Source organism: Microbacterium sp., assembly GCF_047606385.1.
In the GTDB taxonomy this organism is placed as follows: Bacteria; Actinomycetota; Actinomycetes; order Actinomycetales; family Microbacteriaceae; genus Microbacterium.
Genome location: NZ_JASGEL010000034.1, coordinates 1 through 24483, shown reverse-complemented (window position 1 = coordinate 24483; position 24483 = coordinate 1). Strand labels below are relative to the sequence as shown.

Here is a 24483-nt window from a genome sequence, read left to right as displayed (position 1 = left end):
AGCGGTCAGGGCAGGAGGCGGGCGTGCAGACGACGTTCGGAGCCGTCGGCGTCGACCGCCCAGGCGGTGGCATCGGGTCGGTCGGCGACGACCTCGGCGAGCTCGGCGCCGCGGTAGAGCAGCCCGGCGCCCTCGTCCACGCCGTGCCCGGGCGGGAGGGCCCCGCTCCGGATCGCGTCGCGGAACACGTCGCGACGCGCCGGCTGCGAGTCGTGGTGGGGGCTGAACGATCCGGGCAGCAGGCCGAGCCCGTCGGCGATGGCGGTCGGCGTCGGCCCGAACGAGGTCGTCGTCCCGCCACGGTGCCAGCACAGGCCGCCGGCGGACCCGCCGGCGACGACGACCCCGGCCTCCCGGGCGCGACGCATGACGTCGTCGAGCCCGTGCGCGCGCCAGAGCGCGAGCAGGTTCACGACGCTGCCGCCGCTGACCCAGATCACGTCCCGGGTGAGCAGGTGCTCGGCGAGGCGTTCGTGATTCGGATGCGGGAACAGCCGCACATGGCTGGCCTCCGCCCCCGCCGCGTGTGCCGCCTCGAGCTCCGCGCCCTCGACGAACCGCGGATCGCCGCCGGCGGTGTTGACGTGCGCGACGCGCGGGGCACGGCCGGTCACCCCGGCGAGCTCGATCGCGAACCGCAGCAGCGGTCCGTACGCCGTGTCCGCCCAGGCGCCGTCGACGAACCCGCCGCAGGTCGCGAGGATCGTGGGTGCATCGGCGGTCATTCCTTCACCGCCCCCTCGCTGGCGTTCATGATGCGGCGCTGGAAGATGAAGAACATGACCGCGACCGGGATCGTCATGATGATCGCCGCGGCGAGCTTCAACGGATACTGACGCCCCTGGCTGAGCTGCCCGTTCGCGAGCTGCGCCACGCCCTTGGTGAGGGTCGTCAGCTCCGGCGACTGCGTCGACACGATGAAGTGCGCCAGCTCGTTCCAGGAGCCCTGGAACGACAGGATGACGATCGTGATCAGCGCGGGTCGGGCCATCGGCAGCACGACCGACCAGAACACGCGGAACGTCCCGGCGCCGTCGATGCGCGCCTGCTCCTCGACCGCGACCGGGATCGATTCGAAGAAGTTCTTCATGATGAACACCCCCGCCGCGTCCACGAGCAGCGGCAGGATCATGCCGGCGTAGGTGTCGTAGATGCCGAGCGTGTTGATGACCAGGAACTTCGGGATCAGCAGCACCACGGTGGGCACGCTCATCACCGCGACGAGGCCTGCGAACACGACGCCGCGACCGCGGAAGTGCAGTCGCGCCAGCGCATATCCCGCCAGCGAGACGAAGAACACCCGGCCGACGGTGACGACGACGGTGACGATGACGGAGTTGGCGAACCAGGTCGGGAAGTCCGAGCTCAGGAACAGCTGCGTGTACGCCTCGGTCGTGAACGTCTGCGGGATCAGCGAGAGCGGGTTCGCGGCCGCATCCGGGTCGGTCTTGAAGCTCGTGACCACCTGGATGAGGAACGGGTAGATGTAGACGACGGCGAGGGCGACGAGCAGGGCGTAGAACACCGAGGTCGTGGCCATGCGGGCCGTGCGCCGGCGATCCGGGCGCGCTGTCGTCGCCGCGCTCATCGCGCACCTCCGGCGCGCTCGGCGGCCTGAAGGTAGGGCCGCATGCGTCGCCTGGACACCTTGCGCTCGCGCAGCACCCAGCGCTGGATGAGGGTGAAGACGATGATGATCACGAACAGGATGAACGCGATCGCGGCGCCCTGGCCCCATTCCTGGTTGATGAAGGACGCCTGGTACGACTGGTAGGCGGGCGTCAGGGTGGTCTTGGCCGGCTGGCCGCGGGTGCCGGTGTAGATCTGGTCGAAGATCTGCCAGCATCCGATCAGCCCCAGCGTGAGGACCGTGAACAGGGTGGGGCGCAGCTGGGGGAGGGTCACCCGCCAGAAGCGCTGCCAGCCGTTCGCGCCGTCGACCTGAGCTGCCTCCTGCACCTCGCCGGAGATGTTCTGCAGCGCGGCGAGGAACAGCAGCATGAACGTGCCGCTGGTCGTGAAGATCGCCATGATGATGTATACGCACATCGCGACGCTCGGTCCGCCGATCCAGTCCCAGATCGAGACGCCGAGCACGGTCCCCTGCTCCAGGGCGGCCGGCCCCGACGTCGCGCCGAAGTGGAAGATGCCGTTCGGGTCGTTCAACCAGTTCGGTCCGTTGATGCCGAGCCATCCCAGCGCCGCGTTGACCGCGCCGGTGGTGGAGAACAGGAACAGGAACAGGACGGTGATCGCCACCGAGCTGGTCACCGAGGGGAAGTAGAACGCGGTGCGGAACACGCCGCGTCCCTTCAGGATCTGACGGTTCACCAGCACCGCCAGCAGCAGGCTCAGCGCGGTCTGGCACGGCACCACCAGGATCACGTACCAGGCGTTGTTCTTGAGGCTGATGCCGAAGTCCTGCTCCGCCAGGCCGCCGCCGAGCAGGAGCGCCGCGTAGTTCTTGAGCCCGACGAAGCTGACCGAGCCGGAGAAGGGGGAGCCGCGGCCGCCCCAGTCGCTGACGCTCACCCAGAGCGCCATGAGGACCGGGACGACCAGGAACAGTCCCAGCAGGATGAGCATCGGGGCGGTGAACAGCCACCCCGATGCGGTCTCGCCGCGACGGATGCCGCGACGAGACCGACCGGTAGCGGTGGACATGGTCACTGAAGCAGGGCTTCGAGGTTCTTCTGGGTGGTCGCGAGGATCGTCGCCGGATCGCTCGTGGCGAGCGAGCCGAGCATCCCGTTGAAGTCGGTCACCACGTCGGCGGCGTCCTTCGCGGTCGGCACGCCCTTCGCGTAGTCGGCGCCGTTGAGGAACGGCACCAGCGCGGGGTTGTCCTGGCTCCACTGGCCGGCGGCCGACTGGATGGAGGGCATCACGCCGAAGGCCGACGAGAACGCGAGCTGCTGGTCGGTGCTGGTGAGGTACTCGACCAGGTCGAGCGCGGCCTGCTGGTTCGGGCTGTCGGCGGCGATGCCCCAGCAGTTGGTGAACTGCAGGGTGCCCTGGCCGGCGGGGCCCGCCGGCAGCTCGACGACCTCGTAGTTCACGTCGGGGTAGTCGCTGGCGAGGCCGCCGGTGATCCAGTTGCCCTCCACGGTCATCGCGGCCTTCTGGGTGCCGAACGCCTCGCCGCCCCAGCCGGCGCCGAGGTCGGCGGCGAACTTCATGACGCCGTCGCCCAGCAGCCCCTTGAGGTAGGTCAGCGCCTCGACGTTCGCGTCGCTGTCGGCGGTGGCCTCGGAGGAGTCGTCGTTCATGAGGTTGCCGCCGGCGGCGACCATGAACGCGCCCACGCGTGCGTACTCCCCGCTCATCGTGAGCCCGACGTGGTCGGCGTCCGTCAGCTTCGTCGCGACGGCGGTGAGCTCGTCCCAGGTCGTCGGGATGTCGGCGTCCGTGAGCCCCGCAGCCGCCCACATGTCGGTGTTGATGACGAGCTGGAGGGTGGAGAAGTCCTTCGGCGCGCAATAGAACTGACCGTCGTAGGTGAAGGAGCTCACGAGGCTGGGATAGAAGTCGTCCTTGTTCGAGAGCTGGTCGCCGTAGGCCAGCAGGGATCCGTTCGACGCGTACCCTGCGAGGGCGTCGGTGGACAGATAGAACACGTCGGCGGGGCTGCCGGAGGCGAAGCCCTGCGACAGCTGCTGGTTCAGGTCGCTGGCCGCGGTCACGGTCGCGTCGACGCCGGACTGCGCCGACCACGCCGCGACGGCGTCGGTCACGGCGGTGGTCTCGGCGTCGCCCGAGGATCCGATCAGCACCGTGAGCGCGTCGTCGGACGAGGTCAGCTCGCCCGAGCTGGAGGACCCGCTGCTGAACCCGGAGCCGCAGGCGGTGAGGGTGAGCGCGCCGACCGCGAGGAGCGCTGAAGCTCCCAGCCAGACGCGCGTGCTGCGTGTGGACATGTGTCTCTCTCCTTTGATGAGGCTGTCTGGAGTCGAGAATTTGAACGATCAAATATCTCGCCATCCATCACGCTACGAAGCAGCACAGGTATCTGTCAACCGGGTGGGCGGGCGCTTAAGATAACGATTTGAACGTTCCCATTTCCGATCAGGGGCAGGAGTGGCCGTGGCGAAGGCGCCGACCGTCGAGGATGTCGCCCGGGTGGCCGCCGTGTCGCGACAGACCGTCTCCAACGTCCTGAACACGCCGGAGATCGTCAAACCCGCCACGCGCGAGCGGGTCGAGCAGGCCATCGCCCAGCTCGGCTACCGCCCGCACACCGCGGCACGCGCACTGCGCACCCGGCGCAGCTCGACCATCGGCGTCCACCTCGATCCGTACGCGGGCGGGATCTCGGGCGTCGTGCTGGATCGGTTCGTGCACGCGCTGACCGACCGCGCCGGCGAACGGAGGATGCGCGTGCTCATCTATGCCGCCCGTGATCCGCAGCAGGAGATCGAGCGGATGCGGGAGCTCACGGACGGCGGCGAGGTCGACGCGTTCGTCATCACCGGCACGTTCCACGGCGACCCGCGCACGCGGTGGCTGCTCGAGCGCGACGTCCCCTTCGTCTCGTTCGGCCGCCCATGGGGCGCGGACGACGTCGACGCGCCGGAGCATCTCTGGGTCGACGTCGACGGCGCGGCCGGGACGCGTGCGGCGACGCGCTTCGCCCGCGAGCGAGCGGGCGACCGCGTGGCGTTCCTCGGCTGGCCGGCCGGATCGGGCACCGGGGACGACCGGGAGCGCGGCTGGCGCGAGGCGGGGGGACCGGATGCCGTGCGGCTGACGGCGACGGAGGACGTGCAGGAGGCGCGACGCGCCGTCGCGAGCGCGTTCTCGATGCAGACGCCGATCGACGCGATCGTGTGCGCCAGCGACACGCTGGCGATCGGGGCGCGACTGGCCGCGGCGGCCGCGGGCAGAGACGATCTGCTCGTCATCGGCTTCGACAACACGCCGGCCGCCGAGGCGCTGGGGCTGTCCAGCGTGGAGCAGCTGCCCGAGGAGGTCGCCGACGGCGTGCTCGAGCTCCTCATGGGCGCGGGCAGCGTCGTCGCCCCGCGTCGCGCGGCCGCGGGGTCGGCGCACGTGCTGGTCACGCCCCGGCTGGTCGCTCGCGCCTAGTCGGCGCCGGCGGGTCCGCTGCGCTCGACGTACACCCACGCGGTCCGGCCGCTGTCGAGCGTCACCGCCGCGCGCCGGTAGATCGACACCTCGTACTCGTCCGCGGCGTCGACCTCGTCCGCGGTCACCTCGAGAACGACCCCCACGACCTTGTCGAGGGGGTTGCCGGTGTGCCGCAGGATCGGGTGCTCCGACCGCCCCGACAGATCGACCACCCACGGGTCCTCGATCTCCGCATACTCCAGCCGATAGCCCGACAGCACGTCCTCCTCCCCGTCGAGAAGGCGTCCGAACGTGTCGAGCTGCACCTCCGCATGCTGCAGCGTGCCATACGTGAACAGCAGCTGATCCGCTCGCCCCATGGCGCCCAGGGTAGCGCCCGCTCACGCCCCGAACACAGCGTGGGCGACCGTGAATATCGCCAGACCCGCCAGCGACCCCACGATGGTGCCGTTCAGCCGGATGTACTGCAGGTCGCGTCCGACCATCAGCTCGATCTTCTGGGTGGTCTCGTCGGCGTCCCAGCGCTCCACGGTCTCGGTGATCACGGACGCGATGTCGTGACGGTACCGGTCGACGAGGAAGACCGCCGCGTCCGTCACCCAGACATCGACCCGGTGCTGCACGGCGGGATCCGTCACCAGGCGCTGGCCGATCTGCGCGAGCGCCTCCGCCGCGCGCTGGCGCAGCGGCCCGTCGGGATCGGCGAGCGCGCGCACCAGCCCGTTCTTCGCGGTGTTCCACGCCTCGCCGGCCAGCTCGCGCACGCGCGGGGAGTCGAACACCTCGGTCTTCGCGCCCTCGAAGCGCGTGATCGTGGCGGGGTCGTGCTGCAGATTGTCCGCGAGGCGGCCGAGGTAGGCGTCGATGGCGCCGCGGGCAGGATGCTGCGGGTCGGCGCGCACGGCGTCCACGAACTTGACCGCCTCGTGGTACGCGGCCTCGTCAATGATCCCGCTGACCATCGACGGCACCCACGACGGCAGCCGCCGTGAGACCAGCCCCGAGAACGAGCGCCGGTTGGCCGCGAGCCAGGTGGCGAGCGAGTCCGCGGCCAGGTCCACCGCCTCATGGTGTGCACCGGTGTCGACGAGCCGCTGCAGCCAGCCTCCCAGCGGCGGGCCCCATTCCGGCGCGATGAGGTGGTCGTGGGCGAGGTCGGCGAGCAGATCCTGCACGTCGTCGTCGCTCAGGGCGCGCAGGACGCCGCCCGCGGCGGCGGCCGCCTCCGACGCGACCCGTCCGGCGTGGGCGGGCTGACGCAGCCACTCGCCCAGGCGAGCGGCGATCGGGGTCGCCGCGAGCTTGCCGCGCACGATCTCGGCCGACAGGAAGTTGGTCTCCACGAACTCCCCGAGGGAGCGGCCGATCTCGTCCTTGCGCTGCGGGATGATCGCGGTGTGCGGGATCGGCAGGCCGAGCGGCCGGCGGAACAGCGCGGTGACCGCGAACCAGTCGGCGAGGGCGCCGACCATGCCGCCCTCGGCCGCGGCGCGCACGTAGCCCAGCCACGGATACCGGGCCTGCAGCGCGAAGGCGACGCAGAACACGATCGCCAGCACCGCCAGGGCGCCCAGGGCGATGCCCTTCATCACGCGCAGACCCCGCAGACGTTCGCGATCCGCCGGCGAGAGCAGCGCCGCAGGGGTCCGGGTCATGCGGTCATCCTCGCACGGGCATGGGCCCGTCCCTCCCCTCAGGCGGCCTCGCCGCGCTGGCTCGTCCAGCCGCGGTTGAAGCTGCGGTCGCCGTGGATGCGGGCCGCGAAGCCGTCCAGTCGCCCGAGCGTCGCGGCATCCGGGCGGGCGTCGATCGCCGGCAGCCACTCGTCCACATGGCGGGCGAAGCGGGAGCCCGGGATCGGGGCGACCGGGATGCCGAGCTCGTCGCCGCGGGCGAACAGCCAGGCGAGGGCGAGCTGGGCGCCGGTGAGCCCGGCGTCCGCGGCGATCCCGAGGAACTCGGCGCGCAGCCCCGCGTTCGCCTCGAGGTTGTCGGGGCTGAAGCGCGGGAACCTCGGCCGGCCGTCCCCGTCGCCGATCTGCGCGGGCGAGAAGCCGTCGGTCAGCCAGGCGCGGCTGAGCGGCGAGTACGGCACGAACCCGACCCCCAGCTCGATCGCGGCGGGCACGACCGAGGACTCGACGTCGCGGCTGACGACGCTCCACTCGGTCTGCACCGTGGCGATCGGGTGCACCGCGTGCGCGCGGCGCAGCTCGTCGGCGGTCGCCTCCGAGAGCCCCAGGTGACGGACCTTGCCCTCGGCGACCAGCTCCGCCATGGCGCCGACGGTCTCCTCGATGGGGACGTTCGGGTCGACGCGGTGCTGGTAGTAGAGGTCGAGGTGGTCGGTGCCCAGGCGTGCCAGGCTCAGCTCGATCTGCTCGCGCACGTAGGCGCGGTCGCCACGGATGCCGCGGGAGCCGATCGCGCCGCCGTCGATGCCGAACTTGCTGGCCAGCACGATCTCGTCGCGGCGCGTGGCCACCAGCCGCGCGATGATCCGTTCGCTGCGGCCGGCGCCGTAGATGTTCGCGGTGTCCACGAAGGTCAGACCGGCGTCCACCGCGTGGGTGAGCGTGGCCAGCGCGGTGTCGTCGTCGACGGGACCGTAGACGTCGGACAGGCTCATGGCGCCGTAGCCGAGGGCGCTGACGGTCAGATCGTCACCGAGTGCGACGGAGGGCAGGGAGGTCATGGGTCTCAATTCTCGATCGGGCCGAGCCATGCCGTGGCGACGGTGGCGTGGGCGGATTCGGGGTCGGAGGGGTGGAACAGGCCGGCGAGCACGTCGCGGTAGAGCCGGCCGAGCTCGGCGCTGGCGAAGTACGACGATCCGCCGGCGACCAGCATCGCCTCGTCGACGATCTGCTTCGCGGCGGTCACGGCGCGGTGCTTGACGCCCGACAGCAGCGAGAACCAGCGTGACCCGTGGTCGGCCAGCTCATCGACGTCACGGGCGAGCGCGGCCAGCTGCGGGCCGAGCGCGTCGTAGGCCAGGGCCATCTCGGCGACGCGCCATCGGATGTCGGGATCCTGCGCGTAGGTCGTGCCGGTGCGCCGGGACGTGCGCTGCCGGGCCGAGGCCACGGCGAGATCGAGGGCACGGTGTGCGACGCCGGTGTAGACCGAGGCGAGCAGCAGCTCGAACACGCTGAAGATGCCGAACACGATCGGATCGGGGTTCGGTCCCGGTGCGACCCGGCGCACGACGCGGTCGGCGGGGGCGGTGGCGCCGCGCAGCTCGGTCGTGCGCGACTGCGTGGCCCGCATCCCGACGGTGTCCCAGTCGTCGCGGGTCGTGACCGCCTCGGTGCGCGGCACGAAGGCGTAGACGAGCTTCGGCCCGTCGGGCGAGATGGTGTCCAGGCCGTGCAGTCCCAGCTGGGTCCATGCCGGGGCGAGCGAGGTGAAGATCTTCGTGCCGGTGAACGCGTAGCCGCCGTCCGGCTGCGGCTCGGCGACGGTGTCGCTGCCGAACAGCACGAGGTCGTTGCCGGCCTCGCTGATGCCGAACGCGAACAGCTCGCCCTGGGCCGCCCCGGTCTGCACGAAGGCGAGGTCGTCGATGCCGCGGTCGCGCAGCACCTTCGCGACGCCGGTCCACACCAGGTGCATGTTGACCGCCAGGGCCGTCGCCGGGGCGGCGGACGCGAGCCGCTGCTGCAGCACGGACGCCTCGGCCAGCCCCAGGCCCGCGCCGCCGCGGTCGGCCGGCACGAGGATCGCGAGGTACCCGGCACCCCGCAGCTCGGCGAGGTCGTCCTCGGGGAAGCGGTTGTCGGCGTCGTAGCCGGCGGCCCGTCCTCCGATGCGCTCCAGCAGATCGTCGGGCAGATGCCGGGCCGGGTCGAAAGCGGTCATGCCAGGGCCTCTCGCAGCAGTCGGATGGTCTGGTCCGGGTCGTCGCGGTGGGGGGAGTGGCCGGCGCCGGCGACGATCGCCTCGGTGACCGTCGGCAGGGCGGCTCGGACCTCGGCGTCGATCCTTCCGGCGTAGATGCTCTCGACCGCGGGGTCGGAGGCGATGACGTGCACCGGCACGCGCAGCCGGGCGAGGGCATCCACCACGTTCCATTCCGGGTTCTGGACGCCGGTCTGCTCGACCGCCCATCGGCTGGCCTGCCGGGCGGCCTGCGCCTTGAGCTCGACGTCGTGCGGATGCCAGCCCGGGTGCGCGGCGCGGATCGCCTCGACGGAGGTGTCGGCGAAGGTCTGCTCCTGGCTGCGGGTCACCGCCTCGCGGTCGGCGGGCAGCAGGTGCAGGGCGGGATCGATGAGCACGAGCCGGCGCGTCCAGTCCGGGTCGTCGGATGCCGCGACGGCCGTCGCCGCGCCGCCGAGCGAGTGGCCGAGGACGAGGTCCCAGGCGCCCGTCGCGGCGCGCACGGCGGCGACGTCGGCCGCGTAGGCGGGGATCGAGTAGTCGAGGGCGCGCGGCGCGGTGCCGTGTCCGCGCAGGTCGACGGCGACGGCATGCCAGCCGTCGTCGGCCAGAGCGGTGCCGTAGCGCCACATCAGGGCGCCGTTCGAGCCGAGACCGTGGACGAGGAGCGCGTGCCGGGAGGCGGTGGCGGAGCCCCACTCCAGACGCGGCAGCACGAGGGAGGTGGGCATGCGACAACCCTACGGCGGCGCAGACCGCACCGGATCTGCGCGGTCACGCCGCGACACGCCGGTGCCGCCGCTCGCGTGGGCCGTGGATGTCGGCGGCCGGGAATAGCCTGCGCACATGTGGAGAGACGGCGTCCGGAGCGCGGAATCTGCCCGCGTCCAGCCATTTTCCAGGCTTCCGACGGAGTGCCCGTCTGTGGATGAAACGGGGGAGAACGTGTGTTGTACCTGGGGAGGACGGTGGAAAAACTACACGGATGTAACTACTACCTGTTGTGGTGCTTCCCGATGTCCATCCCCATATGTAGTATTGAGATCCCGGCGACCGGAGAGCCGGCACACACTCGGAGAAAAGAAGGGAAAGGGCCCGAACATGGCGATCACCGTCTACACGAAGCCTTCATGCGTGCAGTGCACCGCGACCTACCGTGCGCTGGACTCCAAGGGCATCGAGTACGAGGTCCACGACCTCTCCGAAGACCCCGCCGCGCTGGAGCAGGTCAAGGCGCTCGGCTACCTGCAGGCGCCGGTCGTCATCACCGATGAGGACCACTGGTCCGGTTTCCGGCCGGACAAGATCGACGAGCTCGCCTCGCGCCTGGCCTGAGCCATGACGACCGCGACGGCTTCTGGCAGCGCGGTCCGTCACCCCGAGACCGCGAGTCCGCTCCTGGTCTACTTCTCGAGCGTGTCGGGCAACACCGCCCGGTTCGTCGAGAAGCTCGGGATGCGTGCGCGCCGCATCCCACTGCATCCCACCGATCTCCCGCTCATCGTGGATGAGCCCTACGTCCTGATCACCCCCACCTACGGGGGCGGTCAGGGCGCGGGCGAGGAGAAGGGGGCGGTGCCCAAGCAGGTGATCCGGTTCCTCAACGAGGAGCGCAACCGCAGCCTCATCCGCGGGGTCATCTCCGCAGGCAACACCAATTTCGGCGAGGCGTACGGCGTCGCCGGAGACATCATCAGCCGCAAGTGCCGTGTGCCGCACTTGGACCGGTTCGAACTGTTCGGCACGCCGGAGGACGTCGATCGCATCGGCGTCGGATTGGAACGATGGTGGACGCAGCACTGACCGACACGGGATTCAAGACCGACACGCGCTACGACGGGCTGGACTATCACTCGCTCAACGCGATGCTGAACCTGTACGACGAGCAGGGCCGCATCCAGTTCGACGCCGACAAGCGCGCGGCGCGGGAGTACTTCCTGCAGCACGTCAACCAGAACACCGTGTTCTTCCACTCCCTCAAGGAGCGGCTCGACTACCTGGTCGACAAGCAGTACTACGAGCCGGCGGTGCTCGCGAAGTACCCGTTCGCCTTCATCGAGGAGCTGCACGAGCGGGCGTACGCGGCGAAGTTCCGCTTCGACACGTTCCTCGGCGCGTTCAAGTACTACACGAGCTACACGCTCAAGACCTTCGACGGCAAGCGTTTCCTCGAGCGGTTCGAGGACCGGGTGGTGATGACCGCGCTCGGCCTCGCCGACGGCGACCAGAAGCTCGCACGCGACCTCACCGACGAGATCATCTCCGGCCGGTTCCAGCCGGCGACCCCGACGTTCCTCAACACCGGCAAGGCGCAGCGCGGCGAGCTCGTCTCCTGCTTCCTGCTGCGCATCGAGGACAACATGGAGTCGATCTCGCGCGGCATCAACTCCTCGCTGCAGCTGAGCAAGCGCGGCGGCGGCGTGGCGCTGCTGCTCTCGAACATCCGCGAGTCCGGTGCCCCGATCAAGCAGATCGAGAACCAGTCCAGCGGCATCATCCCGGTCATGAAGCTGCTCGAAGACAGCTTCAGCTACGCCAACCAGCTCGGCGCGCGTCAGGGCGCGGGCGCGGTGTACCTCTCCGCCCACCACCCCGACATCATGCGGTTCCTCGACACCAAGCGGGAGAACGCCGACGAGAAGATCCGCATCAAGACCCTGTCGCTGGGCGTCGTGGTGCCCGACATCACGTTCGAGCTGGCGAAGAACGACGAGGACATGTACCTGTTCTCGCCCTACGACGTGGAGCGCGTCTACGGCGTGCCCTTCGGCGACATCTCCGTCACCGAGAAGTACCGGGAGATGGTCGACGACGCGCGCATCAAGAAGACGAAGATCAACGCGCGCGCGTTCTTCCAGACCCTGGCCGAGATCCAGTTCGAGTCGGGCTATCCCTACATCATGTTCGAGGACACGGTGAACCGGGCCAACCCCATCAAGGGCCGGATCAACATGTCGAACCTGTGCAGCGAGATCCTGCAGGTCAACACGCCGACCACCTACAACGAAGACCTGTCCTACGCCGAGATCGGCAAGGACATCTCCTGCAACCTCGGCTCGCTCAACATCGCGCTCGCGATGGACGGCGGCGACCTGGGCCAGACGGTGGAGACCAGCATCCGGGCCCTGACCGCGGTCAGCGACCAGAGTCACATCGTCTCGGTGCGCTCGATCGAGGACGGCAACGACCGCTCGCACGCCATCGGCCTGGGCCAGATGAACCTGCACGGCTTCCTCGCCCGTGAGCACATCCACTACGGCTCCGAAGAGGGCTTGGACTTCACGAACATCTACTTCTACTCGGTGCTGTTCCACGCTCTGCGCGCCTCGAACAAGATCGCGATCGAGCGCGGGCAGGCGTTCGAGGGCTTCGCCGACTCGGCATACGCGTCGGGGGAGTTCTTCGACAAGTACATCGAGGCGGAGTGGGCGCCTGCCACCGAGCGGGTGCGCGAGCTGTTCGCGGGCCACCACATCCCGACGCAGGACGACTGGCGCGAGCTGAAGGCGTCCATCCAGGCGCACGGCATCTACAACCAGAACCTGCAGGCGGTGCCGCCGACCGGGTCGATCTCGTACATCAACAACTCGACGAGCTCGATCCACCCGATCGCCTCGAAGATCGAGATCCGCAAGGAGGGCAAGATCGGCCGGGTCTACTACCCGGCGCCGTTCATGTCGAACGAGAACCTGGAGTACTACCAGGACGCCTACGAGATCGGCTACGAGAAGGTCATCGACACGTACGCCGCCGCGACGCAGCACGTCGACCAGGGGCTGTCGCTGACGCTGTTCTTCAAGGACACCGCCACCACGCGCGACATCAACAAGGCGCAGATCTACGCCTGGCGCAAGGGCATCAAGACGATCTACTACATCCGCCTGCGCCAGATGGCCCTCGAGGGGACCGAGTTGGCCGGCTGCGTTTCATGTCAGTTGTGAGGGTCGATCGTGCTCGACGATCCACGGCGTGATGTCCCGAGTTGGCCCTTCGCGGGGTCGATATACGGTGTTCGCGAGGTGGGCTCGTCCGAATATCGGTATGTAGGACTGACGACGAAAACCGTTCTCCGGAGACGATCGGAGCACTGGAAGGTGGCCCAGAACGGGAAGAAGACCCCTTTCGCCGACTGGCTTCGAAAGCACACCGATCGTGAAGGTGTGTATTTCGAATCTCTCGAGTTGGTGATGAGCGATGATCTCGAGGATCTCGGGCGGGCTGAGCAGCGGTGGATCACGACCTTGCGTGAGGACGGGCATCGACTGCTGAATCTGACGGAGGGCGGTCTCGGCCCGCGCGGCTATGTGTGGACGCAGCCCCAACGGGATGCGGCGGCCTCTCGTGCTCGAGGTAGGTCTACTGGCGTGTCCCGTCGAGGTCCCGATTCACCCAATTGGGGGCGGGCGATCCATAGCGATGAGCAGAAGGCGCGTTGGTCCGAACAGCGACGGGGCAGCATCACTGGTGCGTCGAATCCGAATTTCGGCAAGTTCGGTCAGGAGCATCCGTCGTTCGGACATCGACTGTCCGAGGAGACCAAGGCCCGGCTCTCCGAGCAGAAGCGCGGGAGCAACAATCCGAACTTCGGCAAAGTGATGAGCGACGAGGAGAGGAGAGTTCGCTCGGAGAAACTCAAAGGGCGTCCGAGGCCCTCCAGTATTCGAAGCGCGCACACTCGTCACCACACCAATAAGGGCGTCTTCAAAGAATCGTGCAGACACTGTCAAGCTGATCGCTTGGCCGCAGAAGGAGAACGGGAATGACGGAGAAACTCAAGCTCCTGGACCGCGTCCAGGCGATCAACTGGAACCGCATCGAGGACGAGAAGGACCTCGAGGTGTGGAACCGCCTCACCGGCAACTTCTGGCTGCCCGAGAAGGTGCCGCTGTCCAACGACGTGCAGTCGTGGAACACGCTGACCCCCGAGGAGCAGCAGCTCACGATGCGGGTGTTCACGGGTCTCACGCTGCTGGACACCATCCAGGGCACGGTCGGAGCGGTGTCGCTGATCCCGGACGCCGTCACGCCGCACGAGGAGGCGGTGTACACCAACATCGCGTTCATGGAGTCGGTGCACGCCAAGAGCTACTCGTCGATCTTCTCGACGCTGTGCTCGACGAGCGAGATCGACGACGCGTTCCGCTGGTCGGTGGAGAACGAGAACCTGCAGCGCAAGGCGCAGATCGTGCTCGACTACTACCGGGGCGACGAGCCGCTCAAGCGCAAGGTCGCCTCGACCCTGCTGGAGTCCTTCCTGTTCTACTCCGGCTTCTATCTGCCGATGTACTGGTCGTCCAAGGCGAAGCTGACGAACACGGCCGACATCATCCGGCTCATCATCCGCGACGAGGCCGTGCACGGCTACTACATCGGCTACAAGTTCCAGAAGGGGCTCGAGAAGGTCACCGAGGCCGAGCGCGACGAGCTGAAGGACTACACGTTCTCGTTGCTGTACGAGCTCTACGACAACGAGGCGCAGTACACGCAGGACCTCTACGACGGCGTCGGCCTGACCGAGGACGTCAAGAAGTTCCTGCACTACAACGCCAACAAGGCCCTCATGAACCTGGGCTACGAGGCGATGTTCCCCTCGACGGTGACGAACGTGAACCCGGCGATCCTGTCGGCGCTCTCGCCGAATGCGGACGAGAACCACGACTTCTTCTCCGGGTCGGGCTCCAGCTATGTCATCGGCAAGGCCGTCGCCACCGAGGACGAGGACTGGGACTTCTGACCCCGTCCGGCTCCATACGACGAGTGGAGAGAGGCCCGTAATCGCAAGCGCCTGCGATTACGGGCCTCTCTCGTGCGTCCGCTCGTGGCGGCGCAGCCGTCCAGCAATAACCTCCACTTGGAGGTTTCTGCTATTCTGACCGCGGGCAGCATCGGATGCCCTTTGACCCTGCAAGGAAGGAAGGTCGACGTGGCCCTGCCGGAAGCCTCGATTCAGCTGTACACGCTCGCGACGGAGTTCTCCGCCGACATGGAGGGATCGCTCGACAAGCTCGCCGCGATCGGTCTTCGCAATGTGGAGGCGTTCGACTTCGTGCGCCGCCCCGACGAGATCCGGGCCGCGCTGGACGCCTCGGGCCTCGTCTCCCCGACCGGGCATGCGCCGCTGCTGTCCGACGAGCTGTGGACGCCGGACGGCGCCATCCCCACGCCCGCGCCCGAGGTCGTCTTCGAGGCGGCTGCGACGGTCGGGCTGAAGACCGTCATCGATCCCTTCGTGGCGCCCGACCGCTGGCTCACGCTCGAGGGCGTCACCGACATCGCGGACCGCCTGAACGCGCTCGTCGACACGGCCGCGGGCTTCGGCCTCGAAGTCGGCTATCACAACCATGCGCAGGAGTTCATCGCGGACTTCGACGGTCAGAGCGCGTACGAGCGCTTCGTCGCGTCGACGGATGCGCGCGTCGTCCTCGAGCTCGACCTGTACTGGGCCCTCGTGGGCGGGCAGGACGTCGTGGGCCTCGTCTCTCGTCTCGGCGACCGTCTCGTCGCGGCGCACGTCAAGGACGGCGTCGCGCCGGAGACCAACCCGTTCGCCCCGGGCGCCGGCGCGTTCGGCTCCGAGACGCTCGACCAGCGCCGCGCCGGCGAGGGCGACGTGCCGCTCGCGGACGCGCTGCGCGCGGCATCCGGGCTCTCGTACGCCGTCATCGAATACGACAACGCCCCTGGCGACGTCTTCGCCGACATCGCGGCGAGCTACGCGTTCCTCATCGAGGGCGGTCTCGCCCGATGAGCGCCGTCGGCATCGGCATCATCGGCGCCGGGGTCATCAGCGACACCTACCTCGCGAACCTGTCGGCCTTCCCCGATGTGGAGGTCCTGGCCGTCGGCGACCTGCTCCCGGACCGCGCACAGGCGCAGGCGGAGAAGTACGGGGTGCCGGCTTCCGGCACCGGCGAGGACGTCCTGGCCCATCCGGGCGTCGCCCTCGTCGTGAACCTGACGACGCCCGAGGCGCACATCGAGGTCTCGCGCGCCGCGATCGCCGCGGGCAAGCACGTGTGGACCGAGAAGCCGCTGGGGCTGGACCGCGAGGCCGCGGCCGAGCTGCTGCGCGAGGCGGAGGCGGCGGGGCTGCGGGTCGGCTGCGCGCCCGACACGCTTCTCGGACCGGGGTTCCAGGCGGCGAGGCGTGCGATCGAGGCCGGTACCATCGGCCGGCCGCTGTTCGCCCAGACCGTGTTCCAGACGCAGGGTCCCGACCTCTGGCACCCGAACCCCGCATTCCTCTTCGCCCAGGGCGCGGGGCCCCTGCTCGACATGGGCCCCTATTACTTCTCGGCCCTCGTGAGCCTGCTCGGCCCCGTCGACCGTGTCGCGGCCGTCGGCATGAAGGCACGCGAGGAGCGTCAGATCCACACCGGCCCGAACGTCGGGACCACGTTCCCGGTCGAGGTGCCGTCGACGATCCAGATCGTGACCTCGTTCGAGGCGGGCGCTCAGGCCCAGAGCCTGCTGAGCTTCGACTCCGCGCTGGAACGGCACGGCGTCGTGGAGATCCACGGCACCGAGGGCACCATCGTGATCCCCGACCCGAACCAGTTCACCGGGCGCATCGCGTACGTCACACCGCTGGGCACCATCCGCGACGGGATGTCGTTCGAGCAGGAGTGGATCGAGATCGAGCACGACGTCGTCGAGGTCGGCCGTGGCCTCGGGGCGCTCGACATGGTCCGCGCGATCGACGCGGGCCGGGCGCACGTGGCGTCCGGCGAGCTCGGCTTCCACGTCCTCGACATCCTGCTGTCCGCGCAGGACGCGGCGGCGACCGGCCGGACCGTCCTCGTCGAGAGCACGGTCGCACCGGTGCCGCTCCTGCCGGCAGGATTCGACCCCTTCGTCGCGACGCTCTGACGCGCACGCCGGGACCGCCCCCGAGTCGGGACGGTCCCGGCGTCCGCGGGGGCAGGATCAGGCGGGCTCTCCCGCGAGCATCCGGTCGAGCATCTCCAGCGCCGCTCCGTGATCGACGTCGGCGTCGAGGAGCCATTGCGTCTGCAGGCCGTCGGAGGCCGCGATCACGAGCGCTGCGACGAGCGCAGGATCCAGATCCCCGCGCAGGCGGCCGGACGACTGCAGCTCACGGATCTGCTCGGACATCTCGCCACGGAGCCGGGCGAAGCGTTCGGTGGCGAACTGCTGCGCCGCCGGATGGTCCTCTTCGAGCGCGGCGGCCACGAGGGTCGAATACAGCTGCACCAGGCCGGGGATGTCGCGGTTCCGCTCGGCGGACACGCGCATGACCATCGCGGGACTGGCGCCCGCGGGCACCGGCTTCTCCTCACCGGACCTGCGTTCCGACTCGCGGTACACCGCCACGAGCAGTTCCTCGAGGGAGCCGAAGTAGTGCGTGAGCGCGGCGTGGGTCACGCCGACCTCCTGCGCGATCGCGCGCAGGCTCGTCTTCTTCGAGCCGCGCCGGGCGAAGACCTCGATCGCCTTGTCCAGGATCTCCTGACGTCGGGCGATGCCCTTCGGATAGCGGCCTCCGCCCCGGGCCGTATCGGCGGAGGCGTCCATCCCCCGATGATACCGAGCGTCCGCGACGGCATCCGGACCGGGGATAATCGGCCCCATGTACGGGGAACGTCTCGCGCGCTGGGAGCGCGCTGTCGAGTGGCCGCTGGTCGCGACCGCCTGCCTGTTCTTGATCGCCTACGCGACGCAGATCCTCGCGCATCCGGACGGGGTGCTGCAGGCGGTCGCCGAGGGCGTGATCTGGGTGACGTGGGGTCTGTTCCTCGGGGACTACGCGGTGCGCCTGACGATCGCGGAGCACCGATGGCGGTGGTTCTCTCGTCATCTGCTCGATCTCGCGATCGTCGTGCTGCCGATCCTGCGCCCGCTGCGGCTCATGCGGTTCCTGACGATCCTCGCGCTCATCCAGCGGGGCGCCGGCGCCAGGTTCCGCGGCAAGGTCGTGATCTACACGGTCGGCGCGACGATCCTCACCATCGTGGTCGCGGGGCTGGCCGTGCTCGACGCGGAGGAGGGCAACGGCGGCCCGATCCAGAGCTTCGGGGATGCCGTGTGGTGGGCGTTCGTGACGATCACGACGGTCGGATACGGCGACTACGTCCCCGTCACCGTCACCGGGCGCATCGTCGCGGTGGCGCTCATGATCGGCGGCATCGCCCTGATCGGTGTGGTCACGGCCACGATCGCCTCGTGGATCGTCCAGCGCGTCTCGATCGAGACCGAGAGCGCGGATGTGGCGAGCGAGGCCCAGGTGGCGCAGCTGCGAGCCGAGATCGGCGAGCTCAAGGGCGAGCTGAGCGAGATGAAGGAGATGATCCGGGACCTCCGGCCGGTCGCCTGACCGGTGGCCGGGCTCGCATCCCCGTCAGGAGCGGCGCAGCCGCACCAGCGCGACGATGCCGGCCAGCGCGAGCAGGATCGCGAGGACCAGCCCGAGGATCATGTAGATGCGGTACCGTGCCTCAGCCACGCCGGACGGATGCCGTGACGGTGAAGGTCGCGTCGCGGGCGAGCTGACGGGTCGGGCCGACCAGCCGGTCCAACGCTGATCGGTAGCGCAGGTGCGAGTTCCACACCACCCGCAGCTCGCCGTCCGGGCGCAGCACGCGGGCGGCATCCGCGAACATCCGCGGTGCGATCGCGGCGGTGACCGCCGCGCCGGAGTGGAACGGCGGATTCAGCACCACGAACGCCGTGCTGGCGTCGGACAGCTGCTGCAGCAGATCGTCCTGCACGACCTCGACCCGTCCGTCGACGCCGTTCGCCGCGACGGTCGCCCGAGCCGACGCGACCGCTGCGGCGGAGACGTCGGAGGCGTGCACCCGGCGATCCGGGTGCCGCAGCGCCAGCGCCGTCGCGACGATCCCGGTGCCGCAGGCGAAGTCCACGATCGGCCCGTCGGGCGCGACGGTGTCGGGCAGGTGGCTCAACAGCATCCGGGTGCCGATGTCGAGCGTCGCGCCGGCGAACGCTCCACCGTATGCGCACACGGTGATCTCCCCCGTCGGCAGGGGGGAGGGGAGGGGGACCAGCGCATGGCGCGGGGTCGGATCCGCCCCGTCGTGCGGGTCGCGGGCGATGAGCACCCGTGACTTCTGTCGCGCATGGCTCACGTCCAGCCGGGCGAACCGCCGGCCCAGCACCTCGTTCATCGACACCGTCATGTGCTTGATGCGGCCGCCGGCGAACACGACCACGTCCGGCGCCGCGTACGCCGCGACCAGCGCGGCGATATCGTCGAGCGCGTCGAGCGAGCGGGGCAGCCGCAGCAGCACGACCCGCGCTCCGCGCACGAGATCGGGGGTCAGCGGCAGCGACGCGAACGCGCGGTCCAGGCCGGCCCGGGAGGCGTTCGCCGCCAGCGCGCGTTCGCCGGTGAGCTCATCCTGGTTCACCCGGATGCCGCGGGCGCCCTCGTGCGCCGCGGCGAGCGTCAGTGCTCCGTGCGTGTCGCCGATGACGACCAGCCCGCCGCCCGACAGACCCGCCCGCACTGCGGCCGACTCGTCGAGCAGGAGCCGATCGGCCGCGTCGACCGCCACGAGCCCGGGCGCCTCGACATCCGGCGCGCGGCGCAACGTCTCGAACGGGAAGTCCACCCGCCCACGGTAGCCGTCGAACCATGCTTCGGCGCGGTCGAGCGGACAGCTCAGCCCTTCGCGAGCCCCGCCTTCGCGTAGCCGACGATCGCGTTCGCATGCCCATGACCGAGCCCGTGCTCATCCTTCAGCCACGCGACGACCGCCATGTGCGTCTCGCCGGCGTCGAGATGCTCCACCGCCAGATCGAGCCACTCCTGCACCGGCGAGGCTAGCGGTCAGTCGGCATATCGCAGATGCGCATCCGCGGCGCCGCACTCCGCGCCGATGCGGATGCCCGGCGCGATGCGGCCCTGCGCGCGCAGCTCGTCCAGCGAGCGGACGGCACGGGCGTGCAGCGTCCACGGGTCGATCGTGTTGACGTAGATCTTCGTGTCGCCTTCGAACCCGGCCGGATTCGAGATGCGCCACTTCAGCAGGATCCGCCACGGCATGGGCCACGGCGCCCCCGGCGGCCGATAGTGCCACTCCTCGTTGGTCGGCACGTGGGTCCCCGTCGCCGCGTGCAGGGCGTGCAGCAGATCGGACACGGCGTCCACCTCGGCATCCGAGTGCTCGTGCGGCCGGTTCGCGGTCGCCGTGGAGAACACCTCGAAGGCCGGGTAGCGGTGGCCGATGCCGGCGAACGCGACCGCGCCGTCCGTGGCGGCCACCACGAGCCGCTGCGACACCGCGACGTCGGCGATCTCGCGCTGGTACAGCATCCGGTCCGCGGCGAGCAGGCGCATCTCCTGCTCGAGCTGCGGACCGTACTCGTCGATCGCGACGAGCTGCTTGTGCAGATGCTCGAACGACGCGCCCGCCGGGCGCAGCCAGTTCTGGAACACCGACACGTAGGCAGCGTGAGGCTGGCCGGCCGCGATCTCGGCCAGGCTGTCGACCGTGAACCGGATGTACGCGTGGTGCTCGGCGACCGAGAGTGCCCCGGACGAGACGAGCTCATCGTCGGCGACCGCGCCGTCGGTGACGTGACGGCGGGCGACGATCACGTCGTGCGAGCCTCCGACGAGATCCAGGGCCGCGGCCTCGACGCTCTGCTCCACCCCGGATGCGGCCGCACGCACGTGCGCGAGCTGCTCGACGTGCGCCCGCCCCGCCGGATCGGCCAGGTATGCGCGTGCCCAGGCGACGATCGATGGCGGCTGCGCGAACCCGTGGTTGTCGCGCCAGTACTCGGCCGACACGATCTCGAACAGGTTGCCGAAACGGCGGAACTCGGCGACGGTGTCGAACAGCCGCGCGGCGGGCACACGGCGCACCCGGGCGAAGTCACGGCCGACCAGACGCTCCTTCTCCGGCGTCGTCTCGAGGTAGCGTGCGGCGCAGAACGCGCACAGCCGGGTCTCCTCGCCCGGCTCCAGCCGACGCGCCGGTCCGCGGTCGATCGCGAGTGGCCGGTTCGCCCGGCCCGGCACCGTCCACACCCGGGTCCCCGTCAGCGGCCCGACCTGCTTGACCGTGCCGTCGGCCAGGCGCACGAGGGGCAGGATGTCGGGCATCCTCACATCGTGTCACGCGCGGTCACCCGTTTTGGCGCGGACCGGATCGGGGGCGGATGCTGGAAGCGCCATGACGACCCTTCCCGTGCACGACGACACCATCCGCAGCCTCCTCGACGAACGTCGCAGCTTCCCGCCGCCGGCCTCGTTCGCCGCGCAGGCCAACGTCACCGAGGAGTGGCTGCGTCGCGAGTGGGTCGAGCGCGCCGGCGAGGACCCCGAGACCTTCTGGGCGCATCGCTCGGAGGTGCTCGACTGGGCCGAGCCGTGGCAGACGGCCCATTCCTGGGAACCGACCGACGGCGAGAGCCTGCCGGCGGCCGAATGGTTCGCCGGCGGGACGCTGAACGCCTCGGTCAACACGGTCGACCGGCACGTCGCCGCCGGCCACGGCGAGCGCGTCGCGTTCCACTTCGAGGGCGAGGGCGGCGACCGCCGCGCCATCACCTATGCCGAGCTGCAGCGCGAGGTCGCCAAGGCCGCCAACGCGCTCACCGCGCTCGGCATCGGGAAGGGCGACCGCGTCGTGGTCTACCTGCCCGTGCTGATCGAGACCGTCGTGATCCAGCTCGCGGTGGCCCGCATCGGCGCCGTCCACTCGCTCGTGTTCGGCGGGTTCTCCGCCGATGCGCTGCGCTTCCGCGTCGAGGACACCGGCGCGAAGCTCGTGGTGACCACCGACGGGCAGTTCCGCCGCGGCGCGGCCGTGCCCGTCAAGCAGAACGTGGACGCCGCGGTGTCCGGCGTGGCGAGCGTGGAGCACGTGCTGGTGCTGCGCCGCACCGGCTCCGAGGTCACCTGGACCGAGGGCCGCGACGTCTGGTGGCACGACACCGTGGCCACGGCATCCGACGTGCACGATCCGGAGTTCTTCGACGCCGAGACGCCGCTGTTCATCATCTACACCAGCGGGACCACCGGCAGGCCCAAGGGACTGGTGCACACCACCGGCGGCTGGCTCACGCATGTGGCCTGGACCTTCTGGGCGGTCTTCGACGCCAAGCCCGACACGGACGTCTACTGGTGCACCGCGGATCTGGCCTGGGTCACCGCGCACAGCTACGAGACCTACGCGCCACTGCTGAACGGCATGACCAGCGTGCTGTACGAGGGCACGCCCGACACCCCGAGCTGGGAGCGGCACTTCCAGGTCATCGAGCGCTACGGCGTCACGACGTACTACACGGCGCCCACCCTCATCCGCTCGCTCATGAGCCGGTTCCCCGATGGGCCGCCGGCGCGGTACGACCTGTCGACGCTGCGGCTGCTGGGCACCGTCGGCGAGGCGATCAACCCCGAGGCGTGGGTGTGGTTCCACACCCATCTGGGCCGCGGCGAGACGCCGATCGTCGACACCTGGTGGCAGTCCGAGACCGGCGGTGCGATCGCCGCCCCGCTGCCGGGCGTCGCGACGCTCAAGCCCGGATCCGCGCTGACGGCGCTGCCGGGGCTGGCCGTACGGGTCGTGGATGCCGACGGCCGCGAGGTCGGCCCGGGCGGGGGCGGGCTGCTGGTGATCGACGGCACGTGGCCCGGCATGGCGCGCACGGTCTGGGGGAACCCGGAGCGCTACCGCGACTCCTACTGGAAGCGCTTCGCCGCGCAGGGCTACTTCCTCGCGGGCGACGGCGCGAAGCTCGACGCCGACGGGCACCTGTGGGTGCTCGGCCGGGTCGACGACGTCATCAACGTCTCCGGCCACCGGCTGTCGACGATCGAGATCGAGTCCGCCCTGGTCGCTCATCCCGCCGTCGGCGAGGCGGCCGTCGTCGGCGTCGCCGACCCGGTGACCGGGCACGCGATCGCCGCATTCGTCACCGGCGACGGCGACCCGGATGCGCTGCGCCGGCACGTGCGCGAGGCCATCGGCCCCGTCGCCCAGCCCACGCACGTGTTCCTCGTGCCGGACCTGCCCAAGACCCGCAGCGGCAAGATCATGCGGCGTCTGCTCGTCGATCTCGTCGACGGCCGGCCCCTCGGCGACACCACCTCGCTGCAGGACGAGACCGTTCCGCCGCGGATCGCCCATGTCGTCACGGTCGCGCTGGGGCGCTGACCTGTGTGCTGGCTACGATGAGAGGATGCCGGTTCCCGAGCACGACGCCCCCGCCGCGCGGCGGCCGCCGTTCAGCCCTGTCGTCTCGCTGCTGACGATCTCGTCGGTGTGGGACGGGCAGCTCGGCGCGGCGCTGCGCGAGCTGGGGCTCACGACCCGCAAGTACGGCCTGCTCGCCCACATCCGTGCGACGCCGGGCATCTCGTTCTCCGAGCTGGCCCGCCGCTCGCAGATCACGGTGCAGACCGCGCACACCGCGGTGAAGTCGCTCGTGGCCGACGGTCTCGTGCAGGACGCGACCGCGCACGCCGGCGCGGCATCCGATCTCACCGTGACCGCGAGGGGAGCGCGGGCGCTTGACGAGGCGGATGCGCAACTGGCCCGGCTGGACCGCATCTTCGCCGAGGGCATCCCGAAGCTGTCGGCCGCGCTCGAAGGGCTTCACGAGGAGCCGTTCGGCGAAAACCTTCAGGGATACTGAAGGTTACTTCGCCTTGAGGTGGATCGGCAGCGCCATCGCGAGGGCGATGAGCAGGATGCCGGCGACGAACACCACGCCCTGCAGGGCGGGGAGCGAGAAGGCGATGCCGAACGCCGCGATCCCCAGCAGGAACAGCAGCAGTGAGATGACGTACAGCATGGCACTCCTTCGGCGAAGACTCAGAACAGGATATCGGCTGTCGGCGTCCGCCCGTGCCAATGGAGTCCGCTGATGTCGAGACGGGGCCGGGAATAGTCCTCGGAATCTGGCGTTCAACTTGATACGCATCTTGTCAAGTTCCTATACTTGACAGGACTTGACTCAGATCCAGGAGAGACCATGCCCGAAGACGTCACCCCCGACGGCGCCGACTCGCGGAGCAGCTTCGACGAGTTCCTCGCGCGCTACCTCGAGGGCGAGCGGGCGCGCGCCGCGCGTTCGATCGACATCTCGCAGTATCTCGGCGCCCGCACGCAGGAGATCCTGCAGGCTGCCGGCCGCTACGCGCTCGACCGCGGGCAGCGGGAGCTGGACGCCCTGCACGTCCTGCACGAGCTGGTGGGCGCCGACGGCGTCCGCGACGCGGTGACCCGTATCGGCGCGGACCCGTCCCGCATCGCACAAGCGGCCGAGGGGCGGCTGCCCGCCGCCGGCGCGCGTGCCGACGTCGACGGCGCGGTCATCACGGCGTCCGCGCAGCGTTCGCTGTTCCACGCCTATCAGGTCGCCCGGTCCGCGGGCTCGACCTATGTCGACCCCGAGCACCTGTTCTTCGCCCTCGTGCTCGCCCAGGACGCGCCCGCGGGCCAGGTGCTCGCCGCCGCGGGCGTCACCGCGGAGGCGCTCGCCGCGGCCGTGCGCGAGCCGGTCCCGGCCGGTGCCGGG

The 24483-nt window shown here is 69.9% G+C and carries 26 protein-coding genes; 12 read left to right on the top strand and 14 right to left on the bottom strand.

The features are described from left to right. Nucleotides 1-5: 5 nt before the first annotated feature. The 4 genes from QM626_RS04020 to QM626_RS04005 are packed head-to-tail and all read right to left on the bottom strand — an operon-like array spanning nucleotide 6 to nucleotide 3917. Nucleotides 6-725, bottom strand: coding sequence for a Type 1 glutamine amidotransferase-like domain-containing protein (locus QM626_RS04020; protein ID WP_415074226.1), 720 nt, complete (start codon nucleotides 723-725; stop codon nucleotides 6-8). Continuing rightward, complete coding sequence (locus tag QM626_RS04015; RefSeq protein ID WP_415074224.1) at nucleotides 722-1588, bottom strand: carbohydrate ABC transporter permease; 867 nt, start codon at nucleotides 1586-1588, stop codon at nucleotides 722-724. Before QM626_RS04015 ends, QM626_RS04020 begins: the two co-directional genes overlap by 4 nt. Further along, complete coding sequence (locus QM626_RS04010; RefSeq protein WP_415074222.1) at nucleotides 1585-2664, bottom strand: carbohydrate ABC transporter permease; 1080 nt, start codon at nucleotides 2662-2664, stop codon at nucleotides 1585-1587. The genes QM626_RS04015 and QM626_RS04010 overlap by 4 nt, the downstream gene beginning before the upstream one ends. 2 nt (nucleotides 2665-2666) lie before the next feature. After that, nucleotides 2667-3917 carry a sugar ABC transporter substrate-binding protein gene (locus QM626_RS04005; RefSeq protein WP_415074220.1) on the bottom strand — a complete coding sequence of 417 codons (1251 nt, stop codon included), beginning with the start codon at nucleotides 3915-3917 and terminating at the stop codon, nucleotides 2667-2669. Between the two features lie 166 nt (nucleotides 3918-4083). On the opposite strand from QM626_RS04005, the gene QM626_RS04000 reads away from it, so the two are divergent. Then, nucleotides 4084-5085, top strand: coding sequence for a LacI family DNA-binding transcriptional regulator (locus tag QM626_RS04000; RefSeq protein ID WP_415074218.1), 1002 nt, complete (start codon nucleotides 4084-4086; stop codon nucleotides 5083-5085). On the opposite strand, the gene QM626_RS03995 is transcribed toward QM626_RS04000, so the two are convergent. The 5 genes from QM626_RS03995 to QM626_RS03975 are packed head-to-tail and all read right to left on the bottom strand — an operon-like array spanning nucleotide 5082 to nucleotide 9701. Next, the gene (locus tag QM626_RS03995) at nucleotides 5082-5447 is read right to left on the bottom strand and encodes a gamma-glutamylcyclotransferase family protein (RefSeq protein WP_415074216.1); all 366 of its coding nucleotides are present in this window, start codon (nucleotides 5445-5447) and stop codon (nucleotides 5082-5084) included. The genes QM626_RS04000 and QM626_RS03995 overlap by 4 nt on opposite strands. A gap of 21 nt (nucleotides 5448-5468) precedes the next feature. Continuing rightward, on the bottom strand, nucleotides 5469-6743 hold the full coding sequence (locus QM626_RS03990; RefSeq protein ID WP_415074214.1) for a DUF445 domain-containing protein: 1275 nt from the start codon (nucleotides 6741-6743) through the stop codon (nucleotides 5469-5471). A 38-nt stretch (nucleotides 6744-6781) separates the two neighbouring features. Next, entirely contained in the window at nucleotides 6782-7783 is a 1002-nt protein-coding gene (locus QM626_RS03985; RefSeq protein WP_415074212.1) for an aldo/keto reductase, read from the bottom strand. 5 nt (nucleotides 7784-7788) lie between these two features. Further along, nucleotides 7789-8949, bottom strand: coding sequence for an acyl-CoA dehydrogenase family protein (locus QM626_RS03980; RefSeq protein WP_415074210.1), 1161 nt, complete (start codon nucleotides 8947-8949; stop codon nucleotides 7789-7791). Further along, the gene (locus tag QM626_RS03975; protein WP_415074208.1) at nucleotides 8946-9701 is read right to left on the bottom strand and encodes an alpha/beta fold hydrolase; all 756 of its coding nucleotides are present in this window, start codon (nucleotides 9699-9701) and stop codon (nucleotides 8946-8948) included. Before QM626_RS03975 ends, QM626_RS03980 begins: the two co-directional genes overlap by 4 nt. 370 nt (nucleotides 9702-10071) lie before the next feature. On the opposite strand from QM626_RS03975, the gene nrdH reads away from it, so the two are divergent. The 7 genes from nrdH to QM626_RS03940 all read left to right on the top strand — a co-directional run bounded on the left by nrdH (nucleotide 10072) and on the right by QM626_RS03940 (nucleotide 16839). Then, a complete protein-coding gene (nrdH, locus tag QM626_RS03970; RefSeq protein WP_124293687.1) occupies nucleotides 10072-10305 on the top strand; it encodes a glutaredoxin-like protein NrdH in 234 nt (77 codons plus the stop codon). 3 nt (nucleotides 10306-10308) lie between these two features. After that, complete coding sequence (nrdI, locus tag QM626_RS03965; protein WP_415074205.1) at nucleotides 10309-10773, top strand: class Ib ribonucleoside-diphosphate reductase assembly flavoprotein NrdI; 465 nt, start codon at nucleotides 10309-10311, stop codon at nucleotides 10771-10773. Continuing rightward, nucleotides 10755-12911, top strand: coding sequence for a class 1b ribonucleoside-diphosphate reductase subunit alpha (gene nrdE / locus QM626_RS03960; protein WP_415074203.1), 2157 nt, complete (start codon nucleotides 10755-10757; stop codon nucleotides 12909-12911). The genes nrdI and nrdE overlap by 19 nt, the downstream gene beginning before the upstream one ends. A 153-nt stretch (nucleotides 12912-13064) precedes the next feature. Continuing rightward, entirely contained in the window at nucleotides 13065-13733 is a 669-nt protein-coding gene (locus QM626_RS03955; protein WP_415074201.1) for an NUMOD3 domain-containing DNA-binding protein, read from the top strand. Next, nucleotides 13730-14704 carry a class 1b ribonucleoside-diphosphate reductase subunit beta gene (nrdF, locus tag QM626_RS03950; protein WP_415074199.1) on the top strand — a complete coding sequence of 325 codons (975 nt, stop codon included), beginning with the start codon at nucleotides 13730-13732 and terminating at the stop codon, nucleotides 14702-14704. The genes QM626_RS03955 and nrdF overlap by 4 nt, the downstream gene beginning before the upstream one ends. A gap of 189 nt (nucleotides 14705-14893) precedes the next feature. Beyond that, complete coding sequence (locus QM626_RS03945) at nucleotides 14894-15718, top strand: sugar phosphate isomerase/epimerase family protein (RefSeq protein ID WP_415074197.1); 825 nt, start codon at nucleotides 14894-14896, stop codon at nucleotides 15716-15718. Beyond that, entirely contained in the window at nucleotides 15715-16839 is a 1125-nt protein-coding gene (locus tag QM626_RS03940) for a Gfo/Idh/MocA family protein (protein ID WP_415074195.1), read from the top strand. The genes QM626_RS03945 and QM626_RS03940 overlap by 4 nt, the downstream gene beginning before the upstream one ends. 57 nt (nucleotides 16840-16896) lie before the next feature. Here the strand turns inward: QM626_RS03940 and QM626_RS03935 are convergent, their stop codons facing one another. Beyond that, on the bottom strand, nucleotides 16897-17505 hold the full coding sequence (locus QM626_RS03935) for a TetR/AcrR family transcriptional regulator (RefSeq protein WP_415074193.1): 609 nt from the start codon (nucleotides 17503-17505) through the stop codon (nucleotides 16897-16899). 55 nt (nucleotides 17506-17560) lie between these two features. On the opposite strand from QM626_RS03935, the gene QM626_RS03930 reads away from it, so the two are divergent. Continuing rightward, nucleotides 17561-18304, top strand: a complete 744-nt coding sequence (locus tag QM626_RS03930) for a potassium channel family protein (RefSeq protein ID WP_415074191.1) — start codon at nucleotides 17561-17563, stop codon at nucleotides 18302-18304. Nucleotides 18305-18425: 121 nt separating this feature from the next. Here QM626_RS03930 and QM626_RS03925 read toward each other — a convergent pair whose 3' ends face one another. The 3 genes from QM626_RS03925 to QM626_RS03915 are packed head-to-tail and all read right to left on the bottom strand — an operon-like array spanning nucleotide 18426 to nucleotide 21061. Continuing rightward, nucleotides 18426-19562: a class I SAM-dependent methyltransferase gene (locus tag QM626_RS03925; RefSeq protein ID WP_415074189.1), complete on the bottom strand. Its 1137-nt coding sequence runs from the start codon at nucleotides 19560-19562 to the stop codon at nucleotides 18426-18428. A gap of 50 nt (nucleotides 19563-19612) precedes the next feature. Then, on the bottom strand, nucleotides 19613-19765 hold the full coding sequence (locus QM626_RS03920; RefSeq protein WP_415074187.1) for a DUF4287 domain-containing protein: 153 nt from the start codon (nucleotides 19763-19765) through the stop codon (nucleotides 19613-19615). 15 nt (nucleotides 19766-19780) lie between these two features. Then, nucleotides 19781-21061 carry a DUF4921 family protein gene (locus tag QM626_RS03915; protein ID WP_415074185.1) on the bottom strand — a complete coding sequence of 427 codons (1281 nt, stop codon included), beginning with the start codon at nucleotides 21059-21061 and terminating at the stop codon, nucleotides 19781-19783. A 70-nt stretch (nucleotides 21062-21131) separates the two neighbouring features. Between QM626_RS03915 and acs the strand changes: the two genes are divergently transcribed. Then, nucleotides 21132-23117: an acetate--CoA ligase gene (gene acs / locus QM626_RS03910; protein WP_415074183.1), complete on the top strand. Its 1986-nt coding sequence runs from the start codon at nucleotides 21132-21134 to the stop codon at nucleotides 23115-23117. A gap of 25 nt (nucleotides 23118-23142) precedes the next feature. Beyond that, nucleotides 23143-23598, top strand: a complete 456-nt coding sequence (locus QM626_RS03905) for a MarR family winged helix-turn-helix transcriptional regulator (RefSeq protein ID WP_415074181.1) — start codon at nucleotides 23143-23145, stop codon at nucleotides 23596-23598. Nucleotides 23599-23601: 3 nt separating this feature from the next. Here QM626_RS03905 and QM626_RS03900 read toward each other — a convergent pair whose 3' ends face one another. Beyond that, a complete protein-coding gene (locus tag QM626_RS03900) occupies nucleotides 23602-23757 on the bottom strand; it encodes a hypothetical protein (protein WP_415074179.1) in 156 nt (51 codons plus the stop codon). 180 nt (nucleotides 23758-23937) lie between these two features. On the opposite strand from QM626_RS03900, the gene QM626_RS03895 reads away from it, so the two are divergent. Further along, nucleotides 23938-24483: Clp protease N-terminal domain-containing protein (locus QM626_RS03895; protein ID WP_415074177.1), on the top strand; the 546-nt coding region annotated here is incomplete at its 3' end.